18 protein-coding genes and 1 other RNA gene are annotated in these 24454 nt (G+C 62.8%); 8 read left to right on the top strand and 11 right to left on the bottom strand.

Translation table 11 applies throughout. The features are described from left to right. Positions 1-3: 3 nt before the first annotated feature. On the bottom strand, positions 4-1569 hold the full coding sequence (locus tag AC07R1_RS30675) for a methyl-accepting chemotaxis protein (protein ID WP_011060221.1): 1566 nt from the start codon (positions 1567-1569) through the stop codon (positions 4-6). Between the two features lie 444 nt (positions 1570-2013). Between AC07R1_RS30675 and AC07R1_RS30670 the strand changes: the two genes are divergently transcribed. From AC07R1_RS30670 to AC07R1_RS30660, 3 genes are all read left to right on the top strand, one after another. Further along, on the top strand, positions 2014-2328 hold the full coding sequence (locus AC07R1_RS30670; RefSeq protein ID WP_011060220.1) for a helix-turn-helix domain-containing protein: 315 nt from the start codon (positions 2014-2016) through the stop codon (positions 2326-2328). A gap of 146 nt (positions 2329-2474) precedes the next feature. Then, a complete protein-coding gene (locus AC07R1_RS30665) occupies positions 2475-2846 on the top strand; it encodes a VOC family protein (protein ID WP_011060219.1) in 372 nt (123 codons plus the stop codon). A 131-nt stretch (positions 2847-2977) separates the two neighbouring features. Then, positions 2978-3871 (top strand): DUF2167 domain-containing protein, encoded by an 894-nt coding sequence (locus tag AC07R1_RS30660; protein WP_065363450.1) that lies wholly within the window; start codon positions 2978-2980, stop codon positions 3869-3871. 55 nt (positions 3872-3926) lie between these two features. On the opposite strand, the gene AC07R1_RS30655 is transcribed toward AC07R1_RS30660, so the two are convergent. Further along, complete coding sequence (locus AC07R1_RS30655) at positions 3927-4850, bottom strand: DMT family transporter (RefSeq protein ID WP_495111270.1); 924 nt, start codon at positions 4848-4850, stop codon at positions 3927-3929. A 105-nt stretch (positions 4851-4955) separates the two neighbouring features. On the opposite strand from AC07R1_RS30655, the gene AC07R1_RS30650 reads away from it, so the two are divergent. Beyond that, complete coding sequence (locus AC07R1_RS30650) at positions 4956-5822, top strand: LysR family transcriptional regulator (protein ID WP_011060216.1); 867 nt, start codon at positions 4956-4958, stop codon at positions 5820-5822. A gap of 55 nt (positions 5823-5877) precedes the next feature. On the opposite strand, the gene AC07R1_RS30645 is transcribed toward AC07R1_RS30650, so the two are convergent. From AC07R1_RS30645 to AC07R1_RS30615, 7 genes are all read right to left on the bottom strand, one after another. Continuing rightward, a complete protein-coding gene (locus AC07R1_RS30645) occupies positions 5878-6381 on the bottom strand; it encodes a GrpB family protein (RefSeq protein ID WP_065363447.1) in 504 nt (167 codons plus the stop codon). A 192-nt stretch (positions 6382-6573) separates the two neighbouring features. Then, an RNA gene (gene ffs / locus AC07R1_RS30640) (signal recognition particle sRNA small type) lies at positions 6574-6670 on the bottom strand. A 225-nt stretch (positions 6671-6895) separates the two neighbouring features. Next, positions 6896-8062: a zinc-binding metallopeptidase family protein gene (locus AC07R1_RS30635; RefSeq protein ID WP_011060214.1), complete on the bottom strand. Its 1167-nt coding sequence runs from the start codon at positions 8060-8062 to the stop codon at positions 6896-6898. 120 nt (positions 8063-8182) lie between these two features. Beyond that, positions 8183-10549: an NAD-dependent DNA ligase LigA gene (gene ligA / locus AC07R1_RS30630; RefSeq protein WP_077933648.1), complete on the bottom strand. Its 2367-nt coding sequence runs from the start codon at positions 10547-10549 to the stop codon at positions 8183-8185. Positions 10550-10674: 125 nt separating this feature from the next. After that, complete coding sequence (gene zipA, locus AC07R1_RS30625) at positions 10675-11529, bottom strand: cell division protein ZipA (protein WP_047284900.1); 855 nt, start codon at positions 11527-11529, stop codon at positions 10675-10677. A 257-nt stretch (positions 11530-11786) separates the two neighbouring features. Continuing rightward, positions 11787-15275, bottom strand: coding sequence for a chromosome segregation protein SMC (gene smc, locus AC07R1_RS30620; RefSeq protein WP_053157085.1), 3489 nt, complete (start codon positions 15273-15275; stop codon positions 11787-11789). Positions 15276-15277: 2 nt separating this feature from the next. Then, positions 15278-15937 (bottom strand): GntR family transcriptional regulator, encoded by a 660-nt coding sequence (locus AC07R1_RS30615; protein WP_011060210.1) that lies wholly within the window; start codon positions 15935-15937, stop codon positions 15278-15280. Positions 15938-16203: 266 nt separating this feature from the next. On the opposite strand from AC07R1_RS30615, the gene xdhA reads away from it, so the two are divergent. From xdhA to guaD, 4 genes are all read left to right on the top strand, one after another. Then, positions 16204-17658 (top strand): xanthine dehydrogenase small subunit, encoded by a 1455-nt coding sequence (xdhA, locus tag AC07R1_RS30610; RefSeq protein ID WP_015634768.1) that lies wholly within the window; start codon positions 16204-16206, stop codon positions 17656-17658. After that, positions 17651-20050, top strand: a complete 2400-nt coding sequence (gene xdhB, locus AC07R1_RS30605; RefSeq protein WP_495111251.1) for a xanthine dehydrogenase molybdopterin binding subunit — start codon at positions 17651-17653, stop codon at positions 20048-20050. Before xdhA ends, xdhB begins: the two co-directional genes overlap by 8 nt. Positions 20051-20135: 85 nt before the next feature. Beyond that, a complete protein-coding gene (xdhC, locus tag AC07R1_RS30600) occupies positions 20136-20978 on the top strand; it encodes a xanthine dehydrogenase accessory protein XdhC (RefSeq protein ID WP_011060207.1) in 843 nt (280 codons plus the stop codon). Between the two features lie 24 nt (positions 20979-21002). Then, positions 21003-22307, top strand: coding sequence for a guanine deaminase (gene guaD, locus AC07R1_RS30595; RefSeq protein WP_041116876.1), 1305 nt, complete (start codon positions 21003-21005; stop codon positions 22305-22307). Positions 22308-22390: 83 nt separating this feature from the next. On the opposite strand, the gene AC07R1_RS30590 is transcribed toward guaD, so the two are convergent. Continuing rightward, entirely contained in the window at positions 22391-23224 is an 834-nt protein-coding gene (locus AC07R1_RS30590) for a hypothetical protein (protein ID WP_015634766.1), read from the bottom strand. 148 nt (positions 23225-23372) lie between these two features. Next, positions 23373-24323 (bottom strand): LysR family transcriptional regulator, encoded by a 951-nt coding sequence (locus tag AC07R1_RS30585; RefSeq protein ID WP_495111250.1) that lies wholly within the window; start codon positions 24321-24323, stop codon positions 23373-23375. Between the last annotated feature and the right edge of the window lie 131 nt (positions 24324-24454).

Here is a 24454-nt window from a genome sequence, read left to right as displayed (position 1 = left end):
TCGCTAGCGGTTGAACCGCTCGACCAGGGCACGCAGCCCGGAAGAGATGTTTTCCAGCTCGGCGCCGCGAACCACTCCGGCGCTGGCATTCTCGGCAGTGCGCTGCACAGTGACGGCGACACTGTTGATCTGTTCGGAGACCGATTCGGCTACATGGGACTGCTCCTGGGATGCCGCGGCCATTTGCTGGCTCATATCGGTAATGCGCTCCACTGCCGCGCCGATGCCTTGCAGCGCCTGCTGGGCCTGGACCACCTGCTGCACGCCCTGCTCCGCCTCCTCGATGCCCAGGCTGGCGATCTGCACGGCTTCGTCGGCCCCGGCGCGCAGGCTCTGGATGATGCCCTGGATCTGCTGGGTCGACTCGCGGGTCTTGCCGGCCAGGGCCCGCACCTCATCGGCGACCACGGCAAAACCACGGCCCTGCTCACCAGCTCGGGCTGCCTCGATGGCCGCATTCAGGGCCAGCAGGTTGGTCTGGTCGGCAATCGCCTGGATCATGCTCGCCGCCACCATGATCTCCTGGGTCTGCCCGGCCAGATCGCCCACGGCCTGGTTGATCTGGGTCACGGTGCGCGCCAGCAATTGGATGGCATCCCGCGAGGTGCCGGCCACCTCGCTGCCCTGTCGGGCCAGCAGGTTGGCGGTGTGGGCTTCGCTGGCGGTGTGCTGGACGTGTTCAGCGACCTCGGTGATTGAAGCAGCCATCTGGGTCATGGCGGCCGCGGTCATGTCGGTTTCCGCCCGCTGCTCCAGCAGCGCCGACTCGGTGCGGCTGGACAATTGGCTGGAATCGGCCGCTGCGGTAGCCATCTGCCGGGCCAGATCGCTGAGGCGGGTCAGGGCGGTCTTTAGGCGCGCCTCCTCACTGATCAGGATCATCTGCAACTGCGCCGCCGGCCCCAGTGCTTCGCTGTAGGCCAGGGCGCAGATCGGATCGGCAAAGGTATTCGGTGTGCTACTGACAATCTGCTTGAGCTGCTGCCCCAGGCGGCGCTGGGCCAGCAGCCCGACAGCCACGAAACCCGCGACGGTCAGGCCCTGGGCGGCCAGCGTCGGTAGCCAGTGGAAGGCGGCCAGGCAGCCTACCGCCACCGCCACCGGCAGCAGCAAGGGCCGGGCTGCGGCCTCGATGCGGCGCCAGGCGCAAACCGGCGCCTTGTCGGCCCGCAGGCGCGCATACAAGGTTTCGGCGCGGCTGACCTGCTCTCGGCTTGGCTTGACCCGCACCGACTCGTAGCCCACCAGTTTTCCGTCCTCCAGGATCGGCGTGACATAGGCGCTGACCCAATAGAAATTGCCGTTCTTGCAACGGTTCTTCACCACACCCATCCAGCTCTGGCCGGCCTTCAGGTAACCCCACATCGACTCGAACACCGCCGCCGGCATGTCCGGGTGGCGAACCAGGTTATGGGTGCTGCCGATCAGTTCGGCCTGGCTGAAACCGCTCATCGCTGCGAACTCGGCGTTGCAGTACGTGATGTGACTGTTTATGTCGGTGGCGGATATGAGCCGCTGCTGGTCGGGAAAGGTCTGCTCAACAGAGGTGACCGGCAAATTGAGACGCACTTTAGAACTCCATAGACAGCCTGCGATCAACAGTTACCGGCACCCGGCAAGAGGCTGATTCGCGATGTACTTTCCTGGCGGTACGGCTCAATCGGAAGGTTCGCCCTGATTGCAGCCGTACAGCGGTTTGCGCGGCAGTTGACCATCGATTCGACGGAGATCAACTAGGATCAGATGAGGCGTCAGGTGGGGACGGCGGACGGAGCGTTGGCGGGATTTACGAGACGTTCGAGCCTCTGCCAAGTCCTTGGTTTAGGTGAACAAGGGAAATGCAATGATTTCTTGTTTCATAAACCAGCCTTCTGAAACTAGATCACCAAATACCTGTCCGAAGCGCCGATTCTACGAAATGCATCACATTTTGCAAAGCAAGGTGATGAACCATGGTGTTGTCTAATGCCAATATTTATCGTTAAGTTCTTGATTCTAAATGGGAATTGAGCGATGCAAATTTCAAGTTTGGGTGCAGCCATCAAGCGCTATCGAAAGGTAGCGGGGCTTACTCAGGCTGAACTAGGTGAAAAAACCGGTTTTGACCCAAAAACCATCAGCCGCTTCGAAACCGGCACCTACACCCCCAGCGTTGAAGCTCTATTTCTGCTAGCCGAAGTACTGGGAGTGAAGCTGAAAGCCTTCTTCGCCGATCTGGGCGACGAAGAGGAACAGCGGGCTTATTTGTTCGGTGTCATTCACAAAGCCACCCCGAAGGATCTGGGAAAGCTGATAGCAGCGGTAGACCAGGCCTTGTCCAAGCCTTGAGCCCCGCAACAAATCAACTCCAAGAGGCAGGTTTATCGACACCGATAAGCCGGCCTCTTTTTCAATCGACGACTCCTGACAGGAACTGACAGGCCAGCCCCCTAAGCTTGCGCCCAATGCACCATCCAAAGGCCTCTGGAGTCGCCATGATCACCAACACCTATTTCCTGCTCTACGTGGACAGCCCTGCCCTCAGCGCAGAGTTCTATAGCCGCTTGCTGGATAAACCGCCGGTGGAATCCGGCCCGACTTTCGCCTTGTTCATCCTCGACTCGGGGATCAAGCTTGGCCTCTGGTCCCGACACACTGTGCAGCCGAGCGCTCAGGCCGCCGGCGGTGGCGGCGAACTGGGCTGGGCCGTGGACAGCCGCGAAGCGGTGGATGAACTGCATCGGCACTGGCAAGCCCTGGGCATGACCATCGCCCAGCCGCCGACCCAGATGGATTTCGGCTACACCCTGGTGGCCCTCGACCCGGACGGCCACCGCCTGCGGGTGCTGTACCTGACCATCGACTGAGTCGCCAGCCCTGAAACGGCGCCGTATCGGCGCCCGACCCTGCAGCAAAATAAAACCGGCCGCCACATTGAGCCGCCCGGCACTCATCGTTATCCTCCCCGCCAACTTGTCACAAAATGTAAGGGAATACGATGAAGTACCTGCGCCTCCTCATGGCCATGGCCGCCCTCTGCGCCATGCCCTTTCTTGCCAGCGCCGCCACCGCGCCCGAGAGCAAGGACGCCGAACCCCAGACAGCCGAACAGTTTCTCGCCTCGCTCTCCCCACGCCACGGCAACGTCAAGCTGCCCGGGGATATCGCCAGCCTCGATCTGAGCAAGGAGTTCTACTACCTCAACCCCAAGGACACCGAGAAGCTGCTCACCGAGGGCTGGGGCAATCCACCTGGCTTCACCACCCTGGGCATGATCGTGCCCAGCGCCGTCAGCCCGCTGTCCGCCGAAGGCTGGGGTGTGATCATCAGCTACAAGAACGATGGGCACATCTCCGACGACGACGCCGCGAAGATCGACTACCAGGACCTGCTCAAGCAGATGCAGGAAGCGGACGAGGAAGACAACAAGCAGCGCCAGGAACAGGGCTACGGCGCCATTCACCTGTTGGGCTGGGCCGAGCAGCCAAGCTATGACGCACAGTCGCACAAGATGTACTGGGCCCGTGAACTCAAGGCCGAAGGCGCCCAGAGCCACACCCTGAACTACAGCATCCGCGTGCTGGGCCGCGAAGGCGTGCTGGAACTCAATGCCGTGGCTTCAATGGACGACCTGGACACCATCAAGCGCGAGATTCCCAAGGTGCTGGCCTTTACCAACTTCACCGACGGCAACCGCTACGCCGACTACAACCCGAGCACCGACAAACTGGCTTCCTACGGCCTCGCCGCCCTGGTGGCCGGCGGCCTCGCCAGCAAGGCCGGGCTCTTCGCCAAGCTCGGCGTACTGCTCCTGGCCGGCAAGAAATTCATCGTCCTGGGGGTATTGGGCCTTGCCGCCTTCATCGGCCGCCTGTTCAAGAAAAAGAGCTGAATCCCGCCCGGCAGCGCCCCGCCATTGCGCGGCGCTGTCACTTGCAAGGCCGGTACTAGCGGCCTTGCCCGGCAGGCACCTCATTGGCAGGTGTCGCCGACAAGCGCCGACGCCAACGCCCGTCCAATTGCATCGCCATCACGCTACCCAGCACCACTGCCGCCCCCAGCACCATGCTGGACTGCAGAGTTTCGCCCAGCACCGTCGCGGCCAGCAGCATCGCCACCGGCGGAATCAGGTACATGGCGATCGACGCGCGGCTGACCTCGACCCGTGCCAGCACATAGGCCCAGGCCAGGTAAGCCAGTGCACTGGGAAACAGCCCCAGCAACAGCACCGCCAGGTTCACCCGTAGTGATGCCTGGGCCACCGCCTGCGTCAGCCCGGGGGCATACACCAAGAGCAGTAGCGTACCGCCCCAGACCATGTAGCAGACAGTGGTCAACACCCCATAGCGCCCGGAAAAGCGCCGCTGCAAGACGAAGTACAGCCCCCAGGAAAACGCCGCCAGAAGCACCAGCAGCCCTCGCGGCTCGATCGCCCCCAGGCCCTTGTCACCGGCCACCACCAGCACCGCCCCCAACAGCCCGATCACCACACAAAGCCAACGCCAGCCACTGACCGGCTCCCTGAGCCAGAAAAACGCGATCAGCGTGCTGAAGATCGGCGCGGACTGCGCCAGCACGCTGGATGCTCCGGCGCTCAGCCCTTGCTGGCCGTAGTTGAGGCTGACGTGATGAAAAGCGATGGCGAAGAAACCCAGTACCAGCAACCAGGGCAGGTCGCGCCAGCGCGGCAGGGAGATCTTCAGCACCAGCGCCATTGCGGCCATGAACAGCGAGGCAATCAGGAACCGCAGCAAGGCCAGGTGCCCGGGGCTGTAGCCCTCCAGGCCGATATGGATGCCCACCGGCGAATAGGCCCAACACAGAATCACCGCAGCGGTGGCCAGCACCAGCTTGAACAGGGGCGAGAGCATCACGACACAGATATCCAGAGGCAAGAAGAGGACCTGCAGTGTCCCGCCCTGCACAACTCACCACAATTAACCGATACTGAGGTTATTCCTCACTGGAAATGAGCAATGGAACTGACCCAACTGAAAATGGTGAAGGCTGTGGCCCGCACCGGCAGCATTGCCCGAGCGGCCGAGCAACTGCATTGCGTGCCGTCCAATATCACCAACCGCCTCAAGCAGCTGGAAGGCGAGCTGGGCACCGAGCTGTTTACCCGGGTCGGACGCGGCCTGCGGATCAGCCCCGCCGGGGAAATCTTCCTCGGCTACAGTGAACGCATCCTGGCCCTGGTGGATGAAGCCAAACGTGCGGTGGACAACCAGGCCGAACCCAGCGGCCTGTTGCGCCTGGGCTCGATCGAGTCATGCGCCGGTGGGCGCCTGCCTCCCCTGCTGGCGCAATACCACAAGCGCTATCCGAAGGTGAGCGTGGAGCTGGTGACCGGAACCTGGTCGCAACTCTTTGAAGAGCTGCTGCACCAACGCATCGACGGCGCCCTGGTGGCCATCGACAGCCTGCCGGCCAAACTGCAACAGACCGTGCTCTACCACGAACCCCTGGTGCTGATCTCCAGCGGAAACAGCGCCCCTATCCGCAGCGCCAGCGACTTGCAGCACCACAACCTGTTCATGTGGCCGCCGGGCTGCCCCTATCGCCGCGCCCTGGAAAACTGGTTGGGCAGGCACGGTCTGAACCTGCCCATCACCGGCTATGCCAGCTGGGGCACCATCATCGGCTGCGTCAGCGTGGGGGCCGGGGTCTCGCTGATACCGGAAGGGGTGCTGGAGCGCTATTCGCAATCGGCCAACCTGAGCGTGCAGCGCTTCGACGACCTGCTACCGGTGGATAACCGTTTTGTCTGGCACAAGGATGTACAACACCATGGCGCCAGGGACGCCTTTGCCCAGTTGCTGCGGGAGCAGCTGGGGGCCTGACAGCCCCCCCAGCAACCTTGCAGGCAACACCGAGCATTTGGGCACAACGAGGCAGTCACGATGACTGAGCCCCCATCAGGGCGTCGATAAAGGGGGCCTTCTGTGCAAGGTACTCGCCAATGCCCTCGCGATTGCTGGCCTCAAGCCGAAACTTCAGATCCTGATACTGTTGGCGGATGCCGCTGTCCTGACGCAACAGATCGCGAAAGCGCAGCATGCGCCCCACCTGCTCATGACCGGCGACACAGACATGCACCTTGTGGGTGCGTATACCCTCTACATCGCGACGGTAAAAATGATGCCCGGGGGACAGATTGCTACCCCGGACATACCCCAGGGTCGCCATGAAGGCATTGCGCGCGGCTTCATCCACCTGCTCCGAGACCACCACCAGCAGATCGATTTCCGGCTTGGCCGCCAATCCTGGAACAGCAGTGCTCCCCACGTGATGAATATCCATCAGCTCGCAGCCGAAGCCTTTGGCTATGCGCGCCTTCTCCCCTGCAAATGCCGCAGGCCAACGATCGTCATAGAGGGAGATCTTACTGGTTAGCGCCATGACCACTCCTTGATGCAAAGGCGTTGGATATTCCAGGAGCCCGCCGCCCGAGCCAACAGGACACAGGGATTGGCGAACCACAAACAAGGCACACGACAACGGCACGTCAACAGAAATGCTGCACGAGCTCGAAGGTTGGCAGGAGTTTTGATTCATCTCGTTGAGGACCAACGAGGAGCGTTATGGAGGCAACCCCACCAGCCACACCCCGGCACACAATGTTCCCGCTGTGGCTGCTGCCTTCCGGCTCTGACCAGGTTCACGGGTAATCGTTGCGGGGGGACCGATGGGGTCACCATAACGACGCTCGCCTGACGGCGAGCCGCGCCATTGTACCTATCTGAGTCGAACTTACAACCGCTGGCTGCAGATTAAAATTCGATGGGCTTCAAGCACTTGGCCGTGGCCCACCTGCCGTGGGGGCGAACTTGCTGGCGAAACAGGCATCGCGGTGCACCAGGGAAATCGCGCTGGGGCCTTCGCGAGCAAGCTCGCCCCTACAGGACGGCGAGGATCAGTCCAGGGACAGGACTTCGTCGGCGCGGCCGCCTTCCTGCTGGATCACCAGGTGGATGAAATGCAATTTGGCAATCACCGCAGGCGGCAGGATGAAGGGGTAGAAATCCGGTTGGCCCATGCTGCGGGACAGTTCGTTGAGCATGCCCGCCAGTTCGATCCAGGCGTTGACGAAAGCCAGGAACGCCGGCCCGCCTGGATGCTGCGGATCATAGAGGCTGCTCAAGGGAAACGGCTGGTAGTCGAGGTCGACGTCCCGGGCGCTCATGCCGAAACCCAGGGCGGTGTCCACTGCGTCCACCATGTGCAGGTAGTGAGCCCAGGTCTCCGCCCAGTCTTCCCAGGGGTGCATGGTGGCGTAGGCGCTGACATGGCTTTGCTGCCAGCCAGCCGGCGCGCCCTTCTGATAGTGCCGCTCCAGAGCTTGCGCGTAGCTGTAGCGTTCATCGCCGAAGAGGCTGCGAAAGGCTTCCAGCCAGGGGCTGTTGGCTATCAACCGGTCCCAGTAGTAATGCCCCACTTCGTGACGGAAATGCCCGAGCAGGGTGCGGTAAGGCTCATGCATCTGGGCACGGATCTTTTCCCGGTGGGCGTCGTCGGCTTCCTTGATATCCAGCGTAATGAGGCCGTTGGCATGCCCGGTAACCGGCGCCCTGCCCTCCAGATCAACACCGATGAAATCGAAGGCCAGCCCGGCCTGCTCATCCTCGCCCTTGGGGATCACCTGCAGCCCCAGGTCAAGCAATTGTGCTACCAGCCGCCGCTTGGCAATTTCCACCTTGCGCCAGCGCTCCGGGTTCTCGGCTATGGACAGGTCGGGAATGGTGCGATTGAGCTTGCAGGCCACGCACAGGCTGTCGGTCAGATGCGCCGGCAGCAGCCAGTTGCAGGCTGCCGGGGTATCGAGGTTGGCGCAACGCCTGAAGGCGCCGGCTTCGGGCTTGGCATCCAGCACCCAGGTATCGCCCGCCGGCCCGGGCTGCAGGGAAGACAGCAGACCCAGGTGTGGTGCATAGCCAAGCATTGCCGAACAGGCCAGGCACTGGCTGTTGCGAAAGAACAGCGATTGCCCGCAGCGGCAGGACCAGAGTTTGCTGTTACGTGAACGGTCGCCGACGAAGGGTGCGGCGATCCGGGAACTGAGCTGCTCGAAGAAGCGGTACATGGCGAATCCTCCCTGGGGCTTGCCAAGACTAGATCATGGGCAAGCCTGTGGGGTTCCAAGATTCGTACCACTGCGCCACTGGCGACGAGGCGCACCCGAAGGCACGGCAGCGGCTACAGGTCAGGTCGGGACGCCGTGCTCGGTCAGGAAAGCAACGAAGGCTTCTTCGTCCAGCACCTTGAGCCCCAGTTCGTTGGCCTTGGCCAGTTTGGAGCCGGCGCCGGGGCCGGCCACCACGCAGTGAGTCTTCGCCGAGACCGAACCCGCCACCTTGGCACCAAGGCTTTCCAGCTTGTCCTTGGCCACGTCGCGGCTCATCAGTTCCAGGGAGCCCGTAAGCACCCAGGTCTGCCCCGCCAGCGGCAGGCCCGCAACCACCTTCTTCTCGCTCTGCCAATGCATGCCAAAGGCCTGCAGCTGCTGCTCGATGGCCTGGGCCAGTTGTGCATTGGCCGGGTTGTCGAAGAATTCACGCACCGCCTTGGCCTGCTTCTCCGGCAGCGCCTGGCGCATGTCCAGCCAGTCGGCCTCGATCACGCCTTGCAGTGAGCCGAACTTGTCGGCCAGTTTCTGCGCGGCGCCCGGGCCTACTGAAGGGATGTTGAGCTTGTCGAGCATGCCGCCCAGGGTGGTGCTGGCGGCGAATTCGGCGCCCAGTTCGCCCTGATCCTGCAGCACCAGGCCGCATTGATCTGCCGCCAGCAGGGAACCGATGACTTCCTGGTTATGACTGTCCTCAAAGAAGCTGTGGATTTCGTGAGCCACTTCCAGACCGACATCCGGCAGATAGGTCAGCACTTGCGGCAGTGCCTGCTGAACCCGTTCCAGGCTGCCCAGGGAGCGCGCCAGGACCTTGGCGGTTTCCTCGCCGACATCCGGGATACCCAGGGCATAGATGAAGCGCGCCAGGGCCGGACGCTTGCTGTCTTCGATAGCCTTGAGCAGTTTGTTGCTGGACACCTCGGCAAAGCCTTCCAGGTCGATGATCTGCTCGTATCTGAGCCTGTAGAGATCAGCCGGCGAGGCAATAAGGTTCTCGTCCACCAACTGTTCGATGGTCTTGTCCCCCAGGCCTTCGATATCCATGGCACGACGGGACACAAAATGGATGATCGCCTGCTTGAGCTGGGCCCCGCAGGCCAGCCGGCCAACGCAGCGATACACCGCACCTTCGCTGACGGTTTCCCGGCCCTTGCTGCGCTTGACCAGTTGCGTGCGCTCTACGTGGGAACCACAGACCGGGCAGCTCTCGGGGATCTGCACCGGGCGGGCGTTCTCCGGACGACGCTCGGTCACCACTTGCACCACTTGCGGAATCACGTCGCCGGCACGGCGGATGATCACCGTGTCACCGATCATCAAGCCCAGGCGCGCCACTTCATCCATGTTGTGCAAAGTAGCGTTGGATACAGTGACCCCGGCCACCTTGACCGGCTGCAAGCGCGCCACCGGCGTCACGGCGCCGGTACGACCAACCTGGAACTCCACGTCCAGCAGCTCGGTGAGCTCTTCCATGGCCGGGAACTTGTGGGCGATGGCCCAGCGCGGTTCCCGGGCACGGAAACCCAGTTCCCGCTGGGAGGCGATGCTGTTGACCTTGAACACCACGCCGTCGATCTCATAAGGCAACGCATTGCGCCGCTCGCCGATCTCGCGGTAGTAGTCCAGGCATTCGTCGATGCCCTTGGCCAGCCGCAGCTCACGACTGATGGGCATGCCCCACTGCTTCAACCGTTCAAGGTTGCCGATATGGGTGTCGGCGATGTCCGCGCTGACCTGGCCCAGGCCATAGCAGCAGAACTCCAGGGGCCGACTGGCGGTGATCTTCGAATCCAGCTGGCGCAGGCTGCCCGCCGCTGCGTTGCGCGGGTTGGCGAAAGTCTTGCCGCCCGCTTCCAGTTGCGCAGCGTTCAGGCGCTCGAAGCCGGCCTTGGACATGAACACTTCACCGCGCACTTCCAGGGTTGCCGGCCAGCCACTGCCTTGCAGCTTGAGGGGAATGTTGCGCACGGTACGCACATTGACGCTGATGTCTTCACCGGTGGTGCCATCGCCACGGGTGGCGCCGCGTACCAGTACGCCATCCTGGTACAGCAGGCTGACTGCCAGGCCATCGAGCTTGGGCTCGCAGCTGTACTCCACCGCCGCGCCGCCACCGAACAGATCACCGGCCGGCAGGTCCAGGCCTTCGTTGACCCGGCGATCGAACTCGCGCATGTCGACTTCCTCGAAAGCGTTGCCGAGGCTGAGCATGGGGATTTCATGACGCACCTGGGTGAAGGCCGAAAGCGCTGCGCTGCCGACACGCTGGGTTGGCGAATCGCTGGTCACCAGTTCAGGGTGCTCGGCTTCCAGGGCCTTGAGCTCACGGAACAGCCGGTCGTATTCCGCATCCGGGATGCTGGGTTCATCCAGTACGTGGTAGCGGTAGTTGTGCTGGTCCAGCTCAGCGCGCAGCTCAAGAATGCGGGTTTCGGCGGCGGTCATGGGGTTCTCTCACAAAGCAAAAGAGCAGCCTAGGCTGCTCGATCTGAAGATTGGGGCAAGGGCTTCGCTGGCAAGCCAGTTCCTGTACAAGCCAGCCCCTACATGGAGGGGCTGGCTTCAGGAGCTTAGCGCTTTTGGGTCAGGGCGCGGCGTTCGAATTCGACGATGCGCTGGCGGTAGTGTTCGATGGTCTGGGCAGTCAGGACGCTGCGTTGATCGTCCTTGAGCTCGCCATTGAGCTCCTGAGACAACTTGCGCGCCGCCGCCACCATCACGTCGAAGGCTTGCTTGGGGTGACGCGGGCCCGGCAGGCCGAGGAAGAAGCTGACAGCCGGGGTGCTGAAGTGGTCGATATCGTCCAGGTCGAACACGCCCGGCTTGACCGCGTTGGCCATGGAGAACAGCACCTCGCCGTTGCCAGCCATGCTTTCGTGGCGGTGGAAAATATCCATCTCGCCAAAACGCAGGCCGCTTTCCAGGATGTTCTGCAACAGGGCCGGCCCCTTGAAGCCGGCAGCGTCGCGGCAGATCACGCTGATCACCAGCACTTCTTCGGCTTGCGGCTGGTCCTTGTCGCTGTGGCTCGCGGACTTGCTTTCCTCAGCCGGGAAATCATCGTCGCGGCTGCTGAAGCTCGGGCCACTGTCCAGATCCAGGTCCAGGTTGAGGTCGCCCTGATGCGGCTCGCCACCGCGCTTGCCGCGCTTGGACGAAGAGCTTTCCCGCGGTTCGCGGGCAGGCATGCTGACCGACGGCAGGTCATGCTCGTCCAACTGCGGCTCTTTATGGGTATCCAGAACGCGGGGCGGGCCCAGCAGCTCGGCACTGCCTTCATCGTCTGGCAGATTGGAAAGACTTCGATCAAGACGGAACTTCAACTTCCCCTTGCCGCCGCGCATACGCCGCCAGCCATCAAAAAGAATACCGGCGATAACAATAATGCCGATGACGATCAGCCACTCGCGCAGACCGATTTCCATGTAATCCCGTGCCTCTATAAAAAATGCTGAAAAATAAGGGGTTTACAATCTGCAAACCGCTTTAAAACGTGGCGCCAACTCTATGTTCTGAATGGCGTTTTGCCCACGCATAGGAAAAATTGACATTAAACTAGCACGACCAAAGGCAACTTTACACCGTCTGTCGCAACGGCTAGGGCCAATATATCGATTGGCCAGCTGGGTAATGGGAAAAATCCCCCCTACTTGCCCCCTACAGTCGCCTCAGTCGCCCGGACTCAAGCGTCCACCATCGCCATCGCCTCCTCGACATCCACGGCTACCAGGCGCGAACAACCGGGTTCGTGCATCGTTACCCCCATCAACTGATCAGCCATTTCCATGGCGATCTTGTTGTGGGTGATATAGATGAACTGCACGGTCTGCGACATCTCTTTAACCAATCTCGCGTAGCGTCCAACGTTAGCGTCATCCAGCGGTGCGTCAACTTCGTCGAGCATGCAGAACGGCGCCGGGTTCAACTTGAAGATGGCAAATACCAGGGCCAATGCGGTCAATGCCTTTTCGCCACCGGAGAGCAAATGAATGGTGCTGTTCTTCTTGCCCGGAGGACGCGCCATGATCGTTACCCCTGTATCGAGTAGATCTTCGCCCGTCAGTTCCAAATAAGCGCTGCCGCCACCGAAAACTTTTGGAAAGAGTGCCTGCAAACCGCCGTTGATCTGATCAAAGGTATCTTTGAATCGATTACGGGTTTCCTTGTCGATCTTGCGGATCACGTTCTCCAGGGTTTCCAGGGCCTCCACCAGGTCGGCATCCTGGGCATCCAGATAGCGCTTGCGCTCGGACTGCTGCTGATACTCGTCGATGGCCGCCAGGTTGATTGCGCCCAGGCGCTGGATCCGTGCGGCAATCCGTTCCAGCTCTTCTTCGGCGGCCTGCTCGCTGGCTTCTGCGGTCAGGGTCGCCAGCACGCCGTCCAGGTCGTAGCCGTCGGCCAGCAGTTGCTCCTGCAAGGTCTTGCGGCGCACGGTCAGGGCTTGCCATTCCATGCGCTGCTGCTCCAACTGGCCACGAATCAACTGCGACTGCTGCTCGGCCTGGTTGCGGCGCTTCTCGGCATCGCGCAGTTCGCGGTCGGCATCTTCCAGGGCGATCTGCGCGGTCTTGAGCTCCACATCCACGGTCATGCGCTTTTCCAGCAGTTCTTCGAGCTTCAGGCGCAACTCTTCCAATGGCGCCTCGCCTTCTTCCAGGTTGAGGCTGAGTTGTTCGCGCTTCTCGGTCAGACGCTCGGATTGCAGCTCCAGACGTTCCAGAGCCTGCCGGGTGGAATCGTGCTGGGCCTTGAGCGAGCCCATGCGCACTGCCAACTGGTGGGCGTGATCCTTGTGCTGGCGCGCTTCCTGGCGCACCCGGTCAAGACGCTCGCGCAGGCTGTCGCGCTGGGCCAGCAGCAGCTCACGCTGCTCGGTGTCCAGGGCCATGCTGTCGAGAGCGTCCTGCAATTGCAGGCGCGCCTCCCCAATCTGTTCGTGTTCCAGCTCGCGCTGTTCGCCAAGCTCCACCAGCTCTTCATCGAGACGGGTACGCCGCAAGGTCAGTTGTTCGGCCTTGGCCTTGCCGGCAGACAGCTTGGCCTTCAGCTCACCTTGCTGGCGGGCTTCGTCCTGTAGCAGGCGGCGCAGATGCTCGCGACCGTTCTCCTGCTGGCGCTGCTGGGCCCGCAGGTTGAGCAACTGGCTTTCCAGGGCCTCGACACTGGCTTCGCGCTCATCGCGCTCCTGGGTCAATTGCTGGATTTCCTGGCCCCGGGCCAGCACGCCGCTTTCCGCTTCGCTGGCGCGGCGCACCCGCAAAAAATGCCGGCCGACCCAGTAGCCATCGCGGCTGATCAGGCTCTGTCCGGCAGCCAGTTGCCCACGCAAGGCCAGGGCCTGTTCGAGGTTTTCCACCGGTTTGACCTGACCCAGCCAAGGCGACAGATCCACCGTGGATTCCACCTTGTCCAGCAGGCTGCCGGGGATGCGCATTGCATCGCCTTGCTGGCTCAGCAGGCGCAGATCGCCTTGCTGGAAACCCGCGAGGTCAAGACCGGTAAAATCGTCCACCAGCACCGCCTGCAGATCCGCGCCAAGCACGGTTTCCACCGCCAGCTCCCAACCTGCTTCCACATGCATGCCATCGGCCAGGCGCGGACGCTCGGCCAACTGCTGCTCACGCAACCATTCGGCAGTGCCAGTGGCGGGGTCCAGCGCGGCCTGCTGCAAGGCTTCCAGGGAGGCCAGCCGGCCATTGAGGCGCTGCAATTCACCCTGGGCCTGCTGCTGTGCCTGGGTCGCCTGCTGCAATTGCTGGCGCAGTTGTTCCAGGCGCTCGACCTGGGACTCCTCGCTGGCTTGCAGGTCTTCCAGGGTCGCCTCACTGGCGGCCAGTTGTTCGTTGAGTTCGAGGATCGCCGCGTCTTCCGGGTCGGCCGAAAGCAACTCGCGCTCCTCGCCCAGGCGCCGCTGGCGCTCGGACAGCCGCTCCATGCTGCCTTCGAGCTGCTGGATGCGCGACTGCTGCACTTCCGCCTGGCGCCGCGGCTCGGCGGAGCTCAGGTTGAAGGCGTCCCACTGCTCCTGCCAGCCGTGCATGGTGGTTTCGGCTTCTTCCAGGGTTGCGGCGGCTTCTTCGGCCGCAGCGGCGGTGACTTCCTGCTCGGGTTCGAGCATGGCCAGCTCTTCCCCCAGGGTCGCCAGCAAAGTGCGGTCGTGCCCCAGGTGCGACTCGGTTTCCAGGCGCGCGCGCTCGGCTTCCTTGAGGTCGTCCTGCAACTGCCGCAGGCGCTGCTGGCCATGCTGGATGCTCTGCTCGACCCGGGCGATGTCACCGCCCACCGAATAGAAGCGCCCCTGCACCAGATTGAAGCGTTCGGAGAGCTCGTGGTGCCCGTCACGAAAGCGTTCGATAGCAGCATCTGCATTGCGCTGCTCGGCCACCAGGGCCTCGAAGCTGACTTCCTGGCTACCGATCACCGACTCGCGCTGGCCCACCTGTTCATTCAATGCCTGCCAGCGCAGAGCCGACAGTTGCGCCTTGAGCTGGCGCTCCTCGGCCTTGTACTCCTGATACTTCTCGGCGGCCTGGGCCTGGCGATGCAAGCGTTCGAGCTGACGCTCCAGCTCTTCGCGCAGGTCGGTCAGGCGGGCGAGATTCTCGTGGGTGCGGCGGATGCGGTTTTCCGTCTCGCGCCGGCGCTCCTTGTACTTGGAGATGCCCGCGGCTTCCTCGATGAAGTTGCGCAAATCCTCGGGCTTGGCTTCGATCAGCTTGGAGATCATCCCCTGCTCGATGATCGAGTAGCTGCGTGGCCCCAGGCCGGTGCCGAGGAAGATGTCGGTGATATCCCGACGGCGACATTTGGCGCCGTTGAGGAAATAACTGTTCTGGCTGTCGCGGGTCACCTTGCGGCGAATGGAGATTTCCGCATAGGCGGCGTACTCGCCCACCAGGGTGCCATCGGAGTTGTCGAACACCAGTTCGATGCTGGCCTGGCTCACCGGCTTGCGGCTGGTGGAGCCGTTGAAGATGACGTCGGTCATCGACTCGCCGCGCAGGTTCTTCGCCGAACTTTCGCCCATGACCCAGCGCACGGCGTCGATGATGTTCGACTTGCCGCAGCCATTGGGCCCGACCACCGCCGCCATGTTACTGGGGAAGTTCACCGTGGTCGGATCGACGAAGGACTTGAACCCCGCCAGCTTGATGCACTTGAGTCGCACGTTTACGCATCCGCCAACGCAGATACCACCAGATCGCTGCTGCGCTCGGCGTAGGCCGTCAGCACCTGGCGGATCTGCACCAGGTCACGGGCCAATACCGCGGCCAGCAATTGCTCGAACAACGCCAGGTACTCGCTCATGGACGCCTTGCGCTGGTCCAGCGCCAGGTAATAGGCGCGGCTCATGGCCGGCTGCAGGTTCTCGACAGTCTCCTGCAGGTAGGGGTTGTTGGCGAACGGATAGGCCGCGCGCATCACGCTGAAGCTGTCTTCGACGAAGGCACGGATGTCCTGGCGTTCGTAGGCACTCTCCAGGCGCTGCTGGATCTGCAGGAATGGCGTCATGTCGCTCTGCTGTGTCCAGCCGCTGGCCACCGAGTTCCCCAGCAGGATGTACAGCTCGCTCATCAGCGTGCACAGGCTGCGGACCTTGTGCTCGGTGAGCTCGGTCACATGGGCACCACGGCGCGGCAAGATGGCGATCAGATGGCGGCGCTCGAGGATCAGCAAGGCCTCGCGGACCGAACCACGGCTGACATTGAGGGCCAAGGTGACCTTCTGTTCCTGAATGCGCTCCCCAGGCTTGAGATCCCCGCGAATGATACGTTCGGCGAGGTGGTGAGCAATTTGCTCGGCGAGGCTGTCCGGCGCCTTGAACGTCATGGTTTTCCTTCAAAATCTTTAATCGGCACAAGCCGCGCAGTGTAGCGCAATTGCCACTTCATCGCGGAGTGCCCAAGGGGCGGAATTTGGCACGAAATAAGCAAATTGACCGTGATCCGAGCAATTTTCCATAGCCGTTCATACTTGAATTGTTGGAGTCGAAAATTTCCTGACCTTGAAGTCAGAAAATCATTGACCGAAAAGTCAGACATGACTAAATTCGGCTGACGTCGGTTAACAACAATAATGAGTCTGCGAGGCCTTCCGTGATCCAGTTTTTACTCAACCAGGAACTCCGTAGCGAGCATGCCCTGGACCCCAACCTGACCGTGCTCAACTATCTGCGCGAGCACCTGGGCAAGCCCGGCACCAAGGAAGGCTGCGCCAGCGGCGACTGCGGCGCCTGCACCGTGGTGGTGGGCGAGTTGCAGACGGATGCGCAAGGCGGCGAAAGCATTCGCTATCGCAGCCTCAATTCGTGCCTGACCTTCGTTTCCTCCCTGCACGGCAAGCACCTGATCAGCGTCGAAGGCCTCAAGCACCAGGGGCAACTGCACAGCGTGCAGCAGGCCATGGTCGACTGCCACGGCTCGCAGTGCGGCTTCTGCACCCCGGGCTTCGTCATGTCGCTGTTCGCCCTGCAGAAAAACAGCAGCCAGCCCGACGCCCACAAGGCCCATGAAGCCCTGGCCGGCAACCTGTGCCGCTGCACTGGCTACCGGCCGATCCTCGCCGCCGCCGAGCAGGCCTGCTGTGGTGGGCAGAGCGATCAGTTCGATGCGCGCCAGGCCGAGACCATCAGCCGCCTCAAGGCCATTGCACCCAAGGACACCGGTGAGCTCAACAGTGGCGACAAGCGCTGCCTGGTGCCGCTGACAGTGGCTGATCTGGCCGACCTTTATGACGCCTACCCGCAAGCCCGGCTGCTGGCCGGCGGCACCGACCTGGCCCTGGAAGTGACCCAGTTCCACCGCACCCTGCCGGTGATGATCTACGTCGGCAACATTGCCCAGATGAAGCGCATCGAGCACTTCGACGATCGCCTGGAAATCGGCGCCGCCACCGCCCTCACCGACTGCTACGACGCCCTGCGCGCCGAGTACCCGGACTTCGGCGAACTGCTGCAGCGCTTCGCCTCGCTGCAGATCCGCAACCAGGGCACCCTGGGCGGCAACATCGGCAACGCCTCGCCCATCGGCGACTCGCCGCCGCTGCTGATTGCCCTGGGCGCGCAGATCGTCCTGTGCAAGGGCGAAGTGCGCCGCACCCTGGCCCTGGAAGACTATTTCATCGATTACCGGGTCACCGCCCGCCAGGAAAGCGAGTTCATCGAGAAGATCATCGTGCCCCGGGCCAGCGCCGAACGGCTGTTCCGCGCCTACAAGGTCTCCAAGCGCCTGGACGACGACATTTCCGCGGTCTGCGCGGCTTTCAACCTGCGCATCGACAACGGCGTGGTCAGCGATGCGCGCATCGCCTTCGGCGGCATGGCGGCGATCCCCAAGCGCGCCAAGAACTGCGAAGCCGCACTGATCGGCGCGCCCTGGAATCAATCGAGCATCGAGCGGGCCTGCGCCGCCCTGGCAGAAGACTTCACCCCGCTCTCGGATTTTCGAGCCAGCAAGGAATACCGCCTGCTGAGCGCGCAGAACCTGCTGCGCAAATACTTCATCGAACTGCATGCACCGCACATCGAGACCCGGGTGACCGCTTATGTCTAATCATCACAAGGTCGAGAAGACCCAGGCCGAACTCACGGCCCTGTTTCACCAGGACCTGACCAGCGGCGTCGGCCGCAGCGTCAAGCACGACAGCGCCGACAAACATGTGTCCGGCGAAGCGGTGTACATCGACGACCGCCTGGAATTCCCCAACCAGTTGCACGTCTACGCGCGACTGTCGGATCGGGCCCACGCCAAGGTCATCAGCATCGACACCGCCCCCTGCTACGCCTTCGAAGGCGTGCGCATCGCCATTACCCACGAGGACATTCCCGGCCTCAAGGATATCGGCCCGCTGCTGCCCGGCGACCCGCTGCTGGCCATCGACACCGTGGAGTTCGTCGGCCAGCCGGTGCTGGCGGTGGCCGCCAGGGACCTGGAAACCGCGCGCAAGGCGGCCATGGCCGCGATCATCGAATACGAAGACCTGGAGCCGGTGCTGGACGTGGTCGAGGCCCTGCGCAAGCGCCACTTCGTGCTGGGCAGCCACACCCACCAGCGCGGCGACTCGGCCAGCGCCCTGGCCAGTGCCGAGCACCGCATCCAGGGCACGCTGCACATCGGCGGCCAGGAACACTTCTACCTGGAAACCCAGATCTCCTCGGTGATGCCCACCGAAGACGGCGGCATGATCGTCTACTGCTCGACCCAGAACCCCACCGAAGTGCAGAAGCTGGTGGCGGAAGTGCTGGACGTCTCGATGAACAAGATAGTGGTGGACATGCGGCGCATGGGCGGCGGCTTCGGCGGCAAGGAAACCCAGGCCGCCAGCCCCGCCTGCCTGTGCGCGGTGGTGGCACGCCTGACCGGCCAGCCGACCAAGATGCGCCTGCCACGGGTCGAAGACATGCTGATGACCGGCAAGCGCCACCCTTTCTACGTCGAATACGACGTGGGCTTCGACAGCAGCGGGCGCCTGCACGGCATCCAGCTGGAACTGGCGGGCAACTGCGGCTGTTCACCGGACCTCTCGGCATCCATCGTCGACCGTGCCATGTTCCACTCCGACAACTCGTACTACCTGGGCGATGCCACCATCAACGGCCACCGCTGCAAGACCAACACTGCGTCGAACACTGCCTATCGCGGCTTCGGTGGCCCGCAGGGCATGGTCGCCATCGAGGAGGTGATGGACGCCATCGCCCGCCATCTGCACCTGGACCCTCTGGCGGTACGCAAGGCCAACTACTACGGCAAGACCGAGCGCAACGTCACCCACTACTACCAGACCGTCGAGCACAACATGCTCGAGGAAATGACCGCCGAACTGGAAGCCAGCAGCCAGTACGCCGAGCGCCGCGAAGCCATCCGCCTGTACAACGCCAACAGCCCGATCCTGAAAAAGGGCCTGGCACTGACCCCGGTGAAATTCGGCATTTCCTTCACCGCCAGCTTCCTCAACCAGGCCGGCGCGCTGATCCATGTCTACACCGACGGCAGCATCCACCTGAACCACGGCGGCACCGAAATGGGCCAGGGCCTGAACATCAAGGTGGCGCAAGTGGTGGCCGAGGTGTTCCAGGTGAACATCGACCGGGTGCAGATCACCGCCACCAATACCGACAAGGTGCCCAATACCTCGCCCACCGCCGCTTCCAGTGGTGCCGACCTGAACGGCAAGGCCGCGCAGAACGCGGCGCAGACCATCAAGAACCGCCTGGTGGAATTTGCCGCGCGCAAGTATCAGGTCAGCGAAGAAGATGTGGAATTCCACAACGGCCACGTGCGGGTCCGCGAGCATATTCTGACCTTCGAGGAACTGATCCAGCAGGCCTATTTTGCCCAGGTGTCGCTCTCCAGCACCGGCTTCTACAAGACCCCGAAAATCTACTACGACCGTGCCCAGGCCCGGGGCCGGCCGTTCTACTACTTCGCCTTCGGCGCGGCCTGCGCCGAGGTGATAGTCGACACCCTGACCGGCGAGTACAAGATGCTGCGCACCGACATCCTGCATGACGTCGGCGCCTCGCTGAACCCGGCCATCGACATCGGCCAGGTCGAGGGCGGCTACATCCAGGGCATGGGCTGGCTGACCACCGAGGAACTGGTGTGGAACACCAAGGGCAAGCTGATGACCTGCGGCCCGGCCAGCTACAAGATCCCGGCAGTGGCCGACATGCCCCTGGACCTGCGAGTCAAGCTGGTGGAAAACCGCAAGAACCCGGAAGACACGGTGTTCCATTCCAAGGCCGTGGGCGAACCGCCGTTCATGCTGGGTATCGCCGCCTGGTGCGCGATCAAGGATGCGGTGGCGAGCCTCGGCGACTACCGCCATCAACCGCAGATCGATGCGCCGGCGACACCGGAGCGAGTGTTGTGGGGCTGCGAGCAGATGCGTCGCTTGCAGGTGACCAGGGCCGCGGACCCACAAGCCGAGCTGGCGCCGCTGTAACGGCCCGCGTCGGCAAGCCGGCTCCTGCAGGAGCCGGCTTGCCGAGGAAGAGGCCCACACAGACAACCAAGATGTCGAGGTGAACATGTACAACTGGATCAGCGCCCTCGCCGACCTGCAGACCCAGGGTGAACCCTGCGTGCTGGTGACCATCATCGAGGAGCTCGGCTCGACGCCGCGCAATGCCGGCTCGAAAATGGTGGTCAGCGCCACCCAGGCCTTCGACACCATTGGCGGCGGGCACCTGGAATACAAGGCCATGCAGATCGCCCGGGACATGCTCGCTGCCGGCAAGCAGGCGACCCATCTGCAGCGCTTCAGCCTCGGCGCCAGCCTCGGTCAGTGCTGCGGCGGTGCCACGGTGCTGCTGTTCGAACCCATGGGCCAGGTGCAGGCGCAGATCGCCGTGTTCGGTGCCGGGCATGTCGGCCGCGCGCTGGTGCCACTGCTTGCCAGCCTGCCCTGCCGGGTACGCTGGATCGATTCCCGGGAGCAGGAGTTTCCCGAGCAGATCCCCCCTGGAGTACGCAAGATCGTCAGCGAAGAACCGGTGGACGAAATCGACAACCTGCCCGCCGGCAGCTATTGCATCGTCATGACCCATAATCACCAGCTGGACCTGGAGTTGACCGCGGCCCTGCTCAAGCGCAACGATTTCACCTATTTCGGCCTGATCGGCTCGAAGACCAAACGGGTCAAGTTCGAACACCGCCTGCGTGACCGCGGTTTCGACGCCGAAACCTTGCAGCGCATGCGCTGCCCGATGGGGCTCGGCGAAGTCAAAGGCAAGTTGCCTGTGGAAATCGCCATCTCCATTGCCGGCGAGATCATCGCCACCTATAACGCCCATTTCGGCCAGCCCAGCGCCAGTGCCGAACCCATTGCCAAACTGCTGCCGGTATCACGCCGCAGCCAGGCTGCAAACTGACACGCCACACACTGAGAATCCCCCATGCCTTTGACTCGCAAAGCCTACCGTGCCGCCATCCTGCACAGCATCGCCGACCCGGCCGAAGTCGGCATCGAAGCCTCCTATGAGTACTTCGAAGACGGCCTGCTGGTAGTAGAAAACGGCCGGATCAGTGCCCTCGGCCACGCCAGCGAGCTGCTGCCCGGGCTGCCCGCCGGGGTGCAGGTCGAGCACTATCCCGATGCCCTGATCACGCCGGGCTTCATCGACACCCATATCCACCTGCCGCAGACCGGCATGGTGGGCGCCTATGGCGAGCAGTTGCTGGACTGGCTCAACACCTACACCTTCCCCTGCGAAAGCCAGTTCGCCGACCCGGATCACGCCAATGAAGTGGCGGACATCTTCATCAAGGAACTGCTGCGCAACGGCACCACCACCGCCCTGGTGTTCGGCAGCGTGCATCCGCAGTCGGTCAATGCCTTCTTCGCCGCCGCCGAGAAGCTCGACCTGCGGATGATCGCCGGCAAGGTGATGATGGACCGCAACGCCCCGGACTACCTGACCGACACCGCCGAATCCGGCTACCAGGAAAGCAAGGCGCTGATCGAGCGCTGGCACGGCAAAGGCCGCCTGCACTACGCAGTCACCCCGCGCTTCGCCCCCACCAGCACCCCGGAGCAACTGACCCTGGCCGGCCAGTTGCTGACCGAATACCCCGACCTCTACATGCAGACCCACATCAGTGAGAACCTGCAGGAAATCCAATGGGTCAAGGAGCTGTTCCCGGAGCGCAAGGGTTACCTGGACGTGTACGACCACTACCAGTTGCTCGGCGAGCGTTCGGTGTTCGCCCACGGCGTGCACCTGTGCGACGACGAATGCGCACGCCTGGCTGAAACCGGTTCGGCCGTAGCCTTCTGCCCCACCTCGAACTTCTTCCTCGGCAGCGGCCTGTTCAACCTGCCGATGGCGGAAAAGCACAAGCTCAATGTCGGCCTGGGCACCGACGTCGGTGGCGGCACCAGCTTCTCGCTGCTGCAGACCCTCAACGAGGCCTACAAGGTCATGCAACTGCAAGGCGCGCGCCTGAGCCCGTTCAAGTCGCTGTATCTGGCCACCCTCGGCGGCGCCCGGGCCCTGCGCCTGGAAGACAAGATCGGCACCCTGCATCCGGGCACCGACGCCGACTTCCTGGTCCTCGACTACCACGCCACTCCGCTGCTCAGCTACCGCCTCAAGCAAGCCAACAGCATTGCCGAAACCCTGTTCGTGCTGATGACCCTGGGCGACGATCGCACCGTGCTGCAGACCTTTGCCGCCGGCCAGCAGGTCCACCAGCGCTAACCCCGGAAAATGAAAATCCCCCGTTCGCCAGACGCGTACGGGGGATTTTTTTGCCTGCATTCAGGCCCGGACTGCGAGCGAGCCTAGAAGGTCACTTCCATGTTCAGGGTCGGTGTCGAGGTGCGGCTGCCACGGCCGCCGTCCACCCCGAACTTGTTGTGCCAGTACTCGTAGCCGACACCCAGATACAGGTTGGGCTTGACGTTCTTGCCCGGCAGCACCGCCACCATCAACGAGGTACGCATCAGGGTTTCGGGGGCAGTGTCGCGGTAGTTGTAGTCGTGGCCCTTCTCCCCGGTGTAGTTGACGAAACCCTGGAACTTGGCAGCGTGGGTGCCGACTTCGAAAGGTCGCATCCAGGCCAGGTTGAGCAGGTAGGTGTCGTCGAAGGTGTGATCCGGGTCCTTGGCCCCGGGGATCCCGGAATGGTTGTTTTCCTTGTAGTACAGCAGGCTCAGGTCCAGCACCCCGACGGTGTTGAACTTCAGGGTCGGGCCGAAGACCAGGGCACGCTTTTTCGCCGACCCCAGGTTGTTGTTGCGGCTGGCGTCAAAACCCATGGTCAGCGCGTAGTCCTTGATCAGGCCGGTGCCCAGCGGCGTATCCAATACCCGGGAGGAATAGAGCTGGTGGCGATAGACCCCGTAGACCTCGCTGCTGCCCTTGTTGGTGCCCTTGCGCGGGTCGTCGTTGTCGGAGAGCAGCACATCCAAGTGCAGGTAGTTGCTGCCGTACTGGTAACCGCTGGCGTGGGTGAAGCTGTAGATGCGCTTGCTGATGTAGTGCGGGTTGTTCGGGTTGGTGAACTCCTTGCCGTATCGAAAGCCGACGCTGTTGTTCATCCACTCGAGGGCGGCCGCTTCCCCTGCTCCGATCATGCTCATCAGCAGGGTTGCGCCTTGTAGTGCCTTTTTCATTTTTATTATGTCCTGTGGCGGTGTGGCTTTAGGCAGCTTCGCTGGCTGCCGACCGCACGCAGTATCGACACAAGCGCTACAGCGCCCAAAGCACAGAATATCGACCAGGGCGCTGCCGAAATGGCAACACAGGCCCAGGAGGCCGGACTCAGAGCACCGGCTGGCCGAAGGCGCGCTCGGCCCGTTCGCGAAGAGCGATCTCCTCACTGAGCAAATGCGCCAGCGCCTCCACCGCGCTGGGCAGGTCGCGCCCGCTGCGGGCGTAGAGCCCCAGGTCGCTGTAGATGCCGCCCTGGTCGCTCAGGGGAATATGCAACAGCTCGCCCTTTTGCAGATCCGCCTCGACCCCGACCCGGGTCTGGAACGCCACCCCCATGTTGTGCCGGGCCATCTGCCGCGCCAGCTCCATGGAGTTGCTCTGCAGCGGCGGTTTGTCCAGCAGGCCCAGACGCTTGTGCAGCGGCGCCAGCAGGTGATGGATCGACAGCTCGCTCTTGGCCAGGATCAGCCCGTGCTCGGCACAGGTGGCGAAATTGACGCTGCCGCGCTCGGCCAGCGGGTGGTCCGGGCTGACCAGCGCCCCGAGGCGGAAATGCCCGACACTCAACTGGCGTATTTCCGCGGCCCGTGGCACAGCAAAGGCCAGGCCCAGGTCGGCGCGGCTGTTGATCAGGGCCTGGGGAATGGATTGCGAACCCTGCGCGGTCACACCGATGGTCACTTGCGGGTAGTGATCACGCATGCGCTTGAGCACCGAGGGCAGCAGATCCACCGTGGCACCTTCGGCGGTGGCGATCTCGACGTGGCCGCTTTTCAGGCCGCGCAAGGCGTCGAACTCCAGGCGCACCCGCTCCAGGTCCTGCAACACCAGGTTGGCGTGACGGCTGAGAATCTCCCCGGCCATGGTCAGGCGCAGGCCGCCGGGCAAGCGCTCGAACAGCGGCGCGCCGATCTCGTCCTCGATCTTGAGAATCTGCCGGTTCACTGCCGAGGACGCGACATTCAAGCGCCGGGCAGCCTCGCGGATCGAGCGGCAGCGCCGGACCATGTCGAAATAGTGGATCGCGGAGGAATGAATACGTAGCGTTCTGCCGCTCATGCCGCGGGCTCCTTTCGCAGGGCGAGAGGCGAGCCTTGGCCGACTGCTGCCGGGCCATGCGCCTCGAAGCAGACAATGTATACAATCTGAAACAAAAACCGCAACAAAATGCCCAAGCCAAGGCCCGGCAA

The organism is Pseudomonas sp. GW821-FHT07F01 (genome assembly GCF_059418825.1).
The sequence above is the reverse complement of the archived record's forward strand: the minus strand, read 5'-3'. Positions and strand labels throughout refer to the sequence as shown.

What these genes read in the sequence shown, in the direction of transcription:
- AC07R1_RS30635 (WP_011060214.1), bottom strand. Translation starts at nt 8,062, where the DNA reads ATGTACCGCTTCTTCGAGCAGCTCAGTTCCCGGATCGCCGCACCCTTC.
- AC07R1_RS30645 (WP_065363447.1), bottom strand. Translation starts at nt 6,381, where the DNA reads ATGGCGCTAACCAGTAAGATCTCCCTCTATGACGATCGTTGGCCTGCG.
- AC07R1_RS30615 (WP_011060210.1), bottom strand. Translation starts at nt 15,937, where the DNA reads ATGACGTTCAAGGCGCCGGACAGCCTCGCCGAGCAAATTGCTCACCAC.
- zipA (WP_047284900.1), bottom strand. Translation starts at nt 11,529, where the DNA reads ATGGAAATCGGTCTGCGCGAGTGGCTGATCGTCATCGGCATTATTGTT.
- ligA (WP_077933648.1), bottom strand. Translation starts at nt 10,549, where the DNA reads ATGACCGCCGCCGAAACCCGCATTCTTGAGCTGCGCGCTGAGCTGGAC.
- xdhB (WP_495111251.1), top strand. Translation starts at nt 17,651, where the DNA reads ATGTCTAATCATCACAAGGTCGAGAAGACCCAGGCCGAACTCACGGCC.
- AC07R1_RS30650 (WP_011060216.1), top strand. Translation starts at nt 4,956, where the DNA reads ATGGAACTGACCCAACTGAAAATGGTGAAGGCTGTGGCCCGCACCGGC.
- AC07R1_RS30670 (WP_011060220.1), top strand. Translation starts at nt 2,014, where the DNA reads ATGCAAATTTCAAGTTTGGGTGCAGCCATCAAGCGCTATCGAAAGGTA.
- xdhC (WP_011060207.1), top strand. Translation starts at nt 20,136, where the DNA reads ATGTACAACTGGATCAGCGCCCTCGCCGACCTGCAGACCCAGGGTGAA.
- AC07R1_RS30590 (WP_015634766.1), bottom strand. Translation starts at nt 23,224, where the DNA reads ATGAAAAAGGCACTACAAGGCGCAACCCTGCTGATGAGCATGATCGGA.
- AC07R1_RS30585 (WP_495111250.1), bottom strand. Translation starts at nt 24,323, where the DNA reads ATGAGCGGCAGAACGCTACGTATTCATTCCTCCGCGATCCACTATTTC.
- AC07R1_RS30665 (WP_011060219.1), top strand. Translation starts at nt 2,475, where the DNA reads ATGATCACCAACACCTATTTCCTGCTCTACGTGGACAGCCCTGCCCTC.
- AC07R1_RS30655 (WP_495111270.1), bottom strand. Translation starts at nt 4,850, where the DNA reads ATGCTCTCGCCCCTGTTCAAGCTGGTGCTGGCCACCGCTGCGGTGATT.
- guaD (WP_041116876.1), top strand. Translation starts at nt 21,003, where the DNA reads ATGCCTTTGACTCGCAAAGCCTACCGTGCCGCCATCCTGCACAGCATC.
- AC07R1_RS30660 (WP_065363450.1), top strand. Translation starts at nt 2,978, where the DNA reads ATGAAGTACCTGCGCCTCCTCATGGCCATGGCCGCCCTCTGCGCCATG.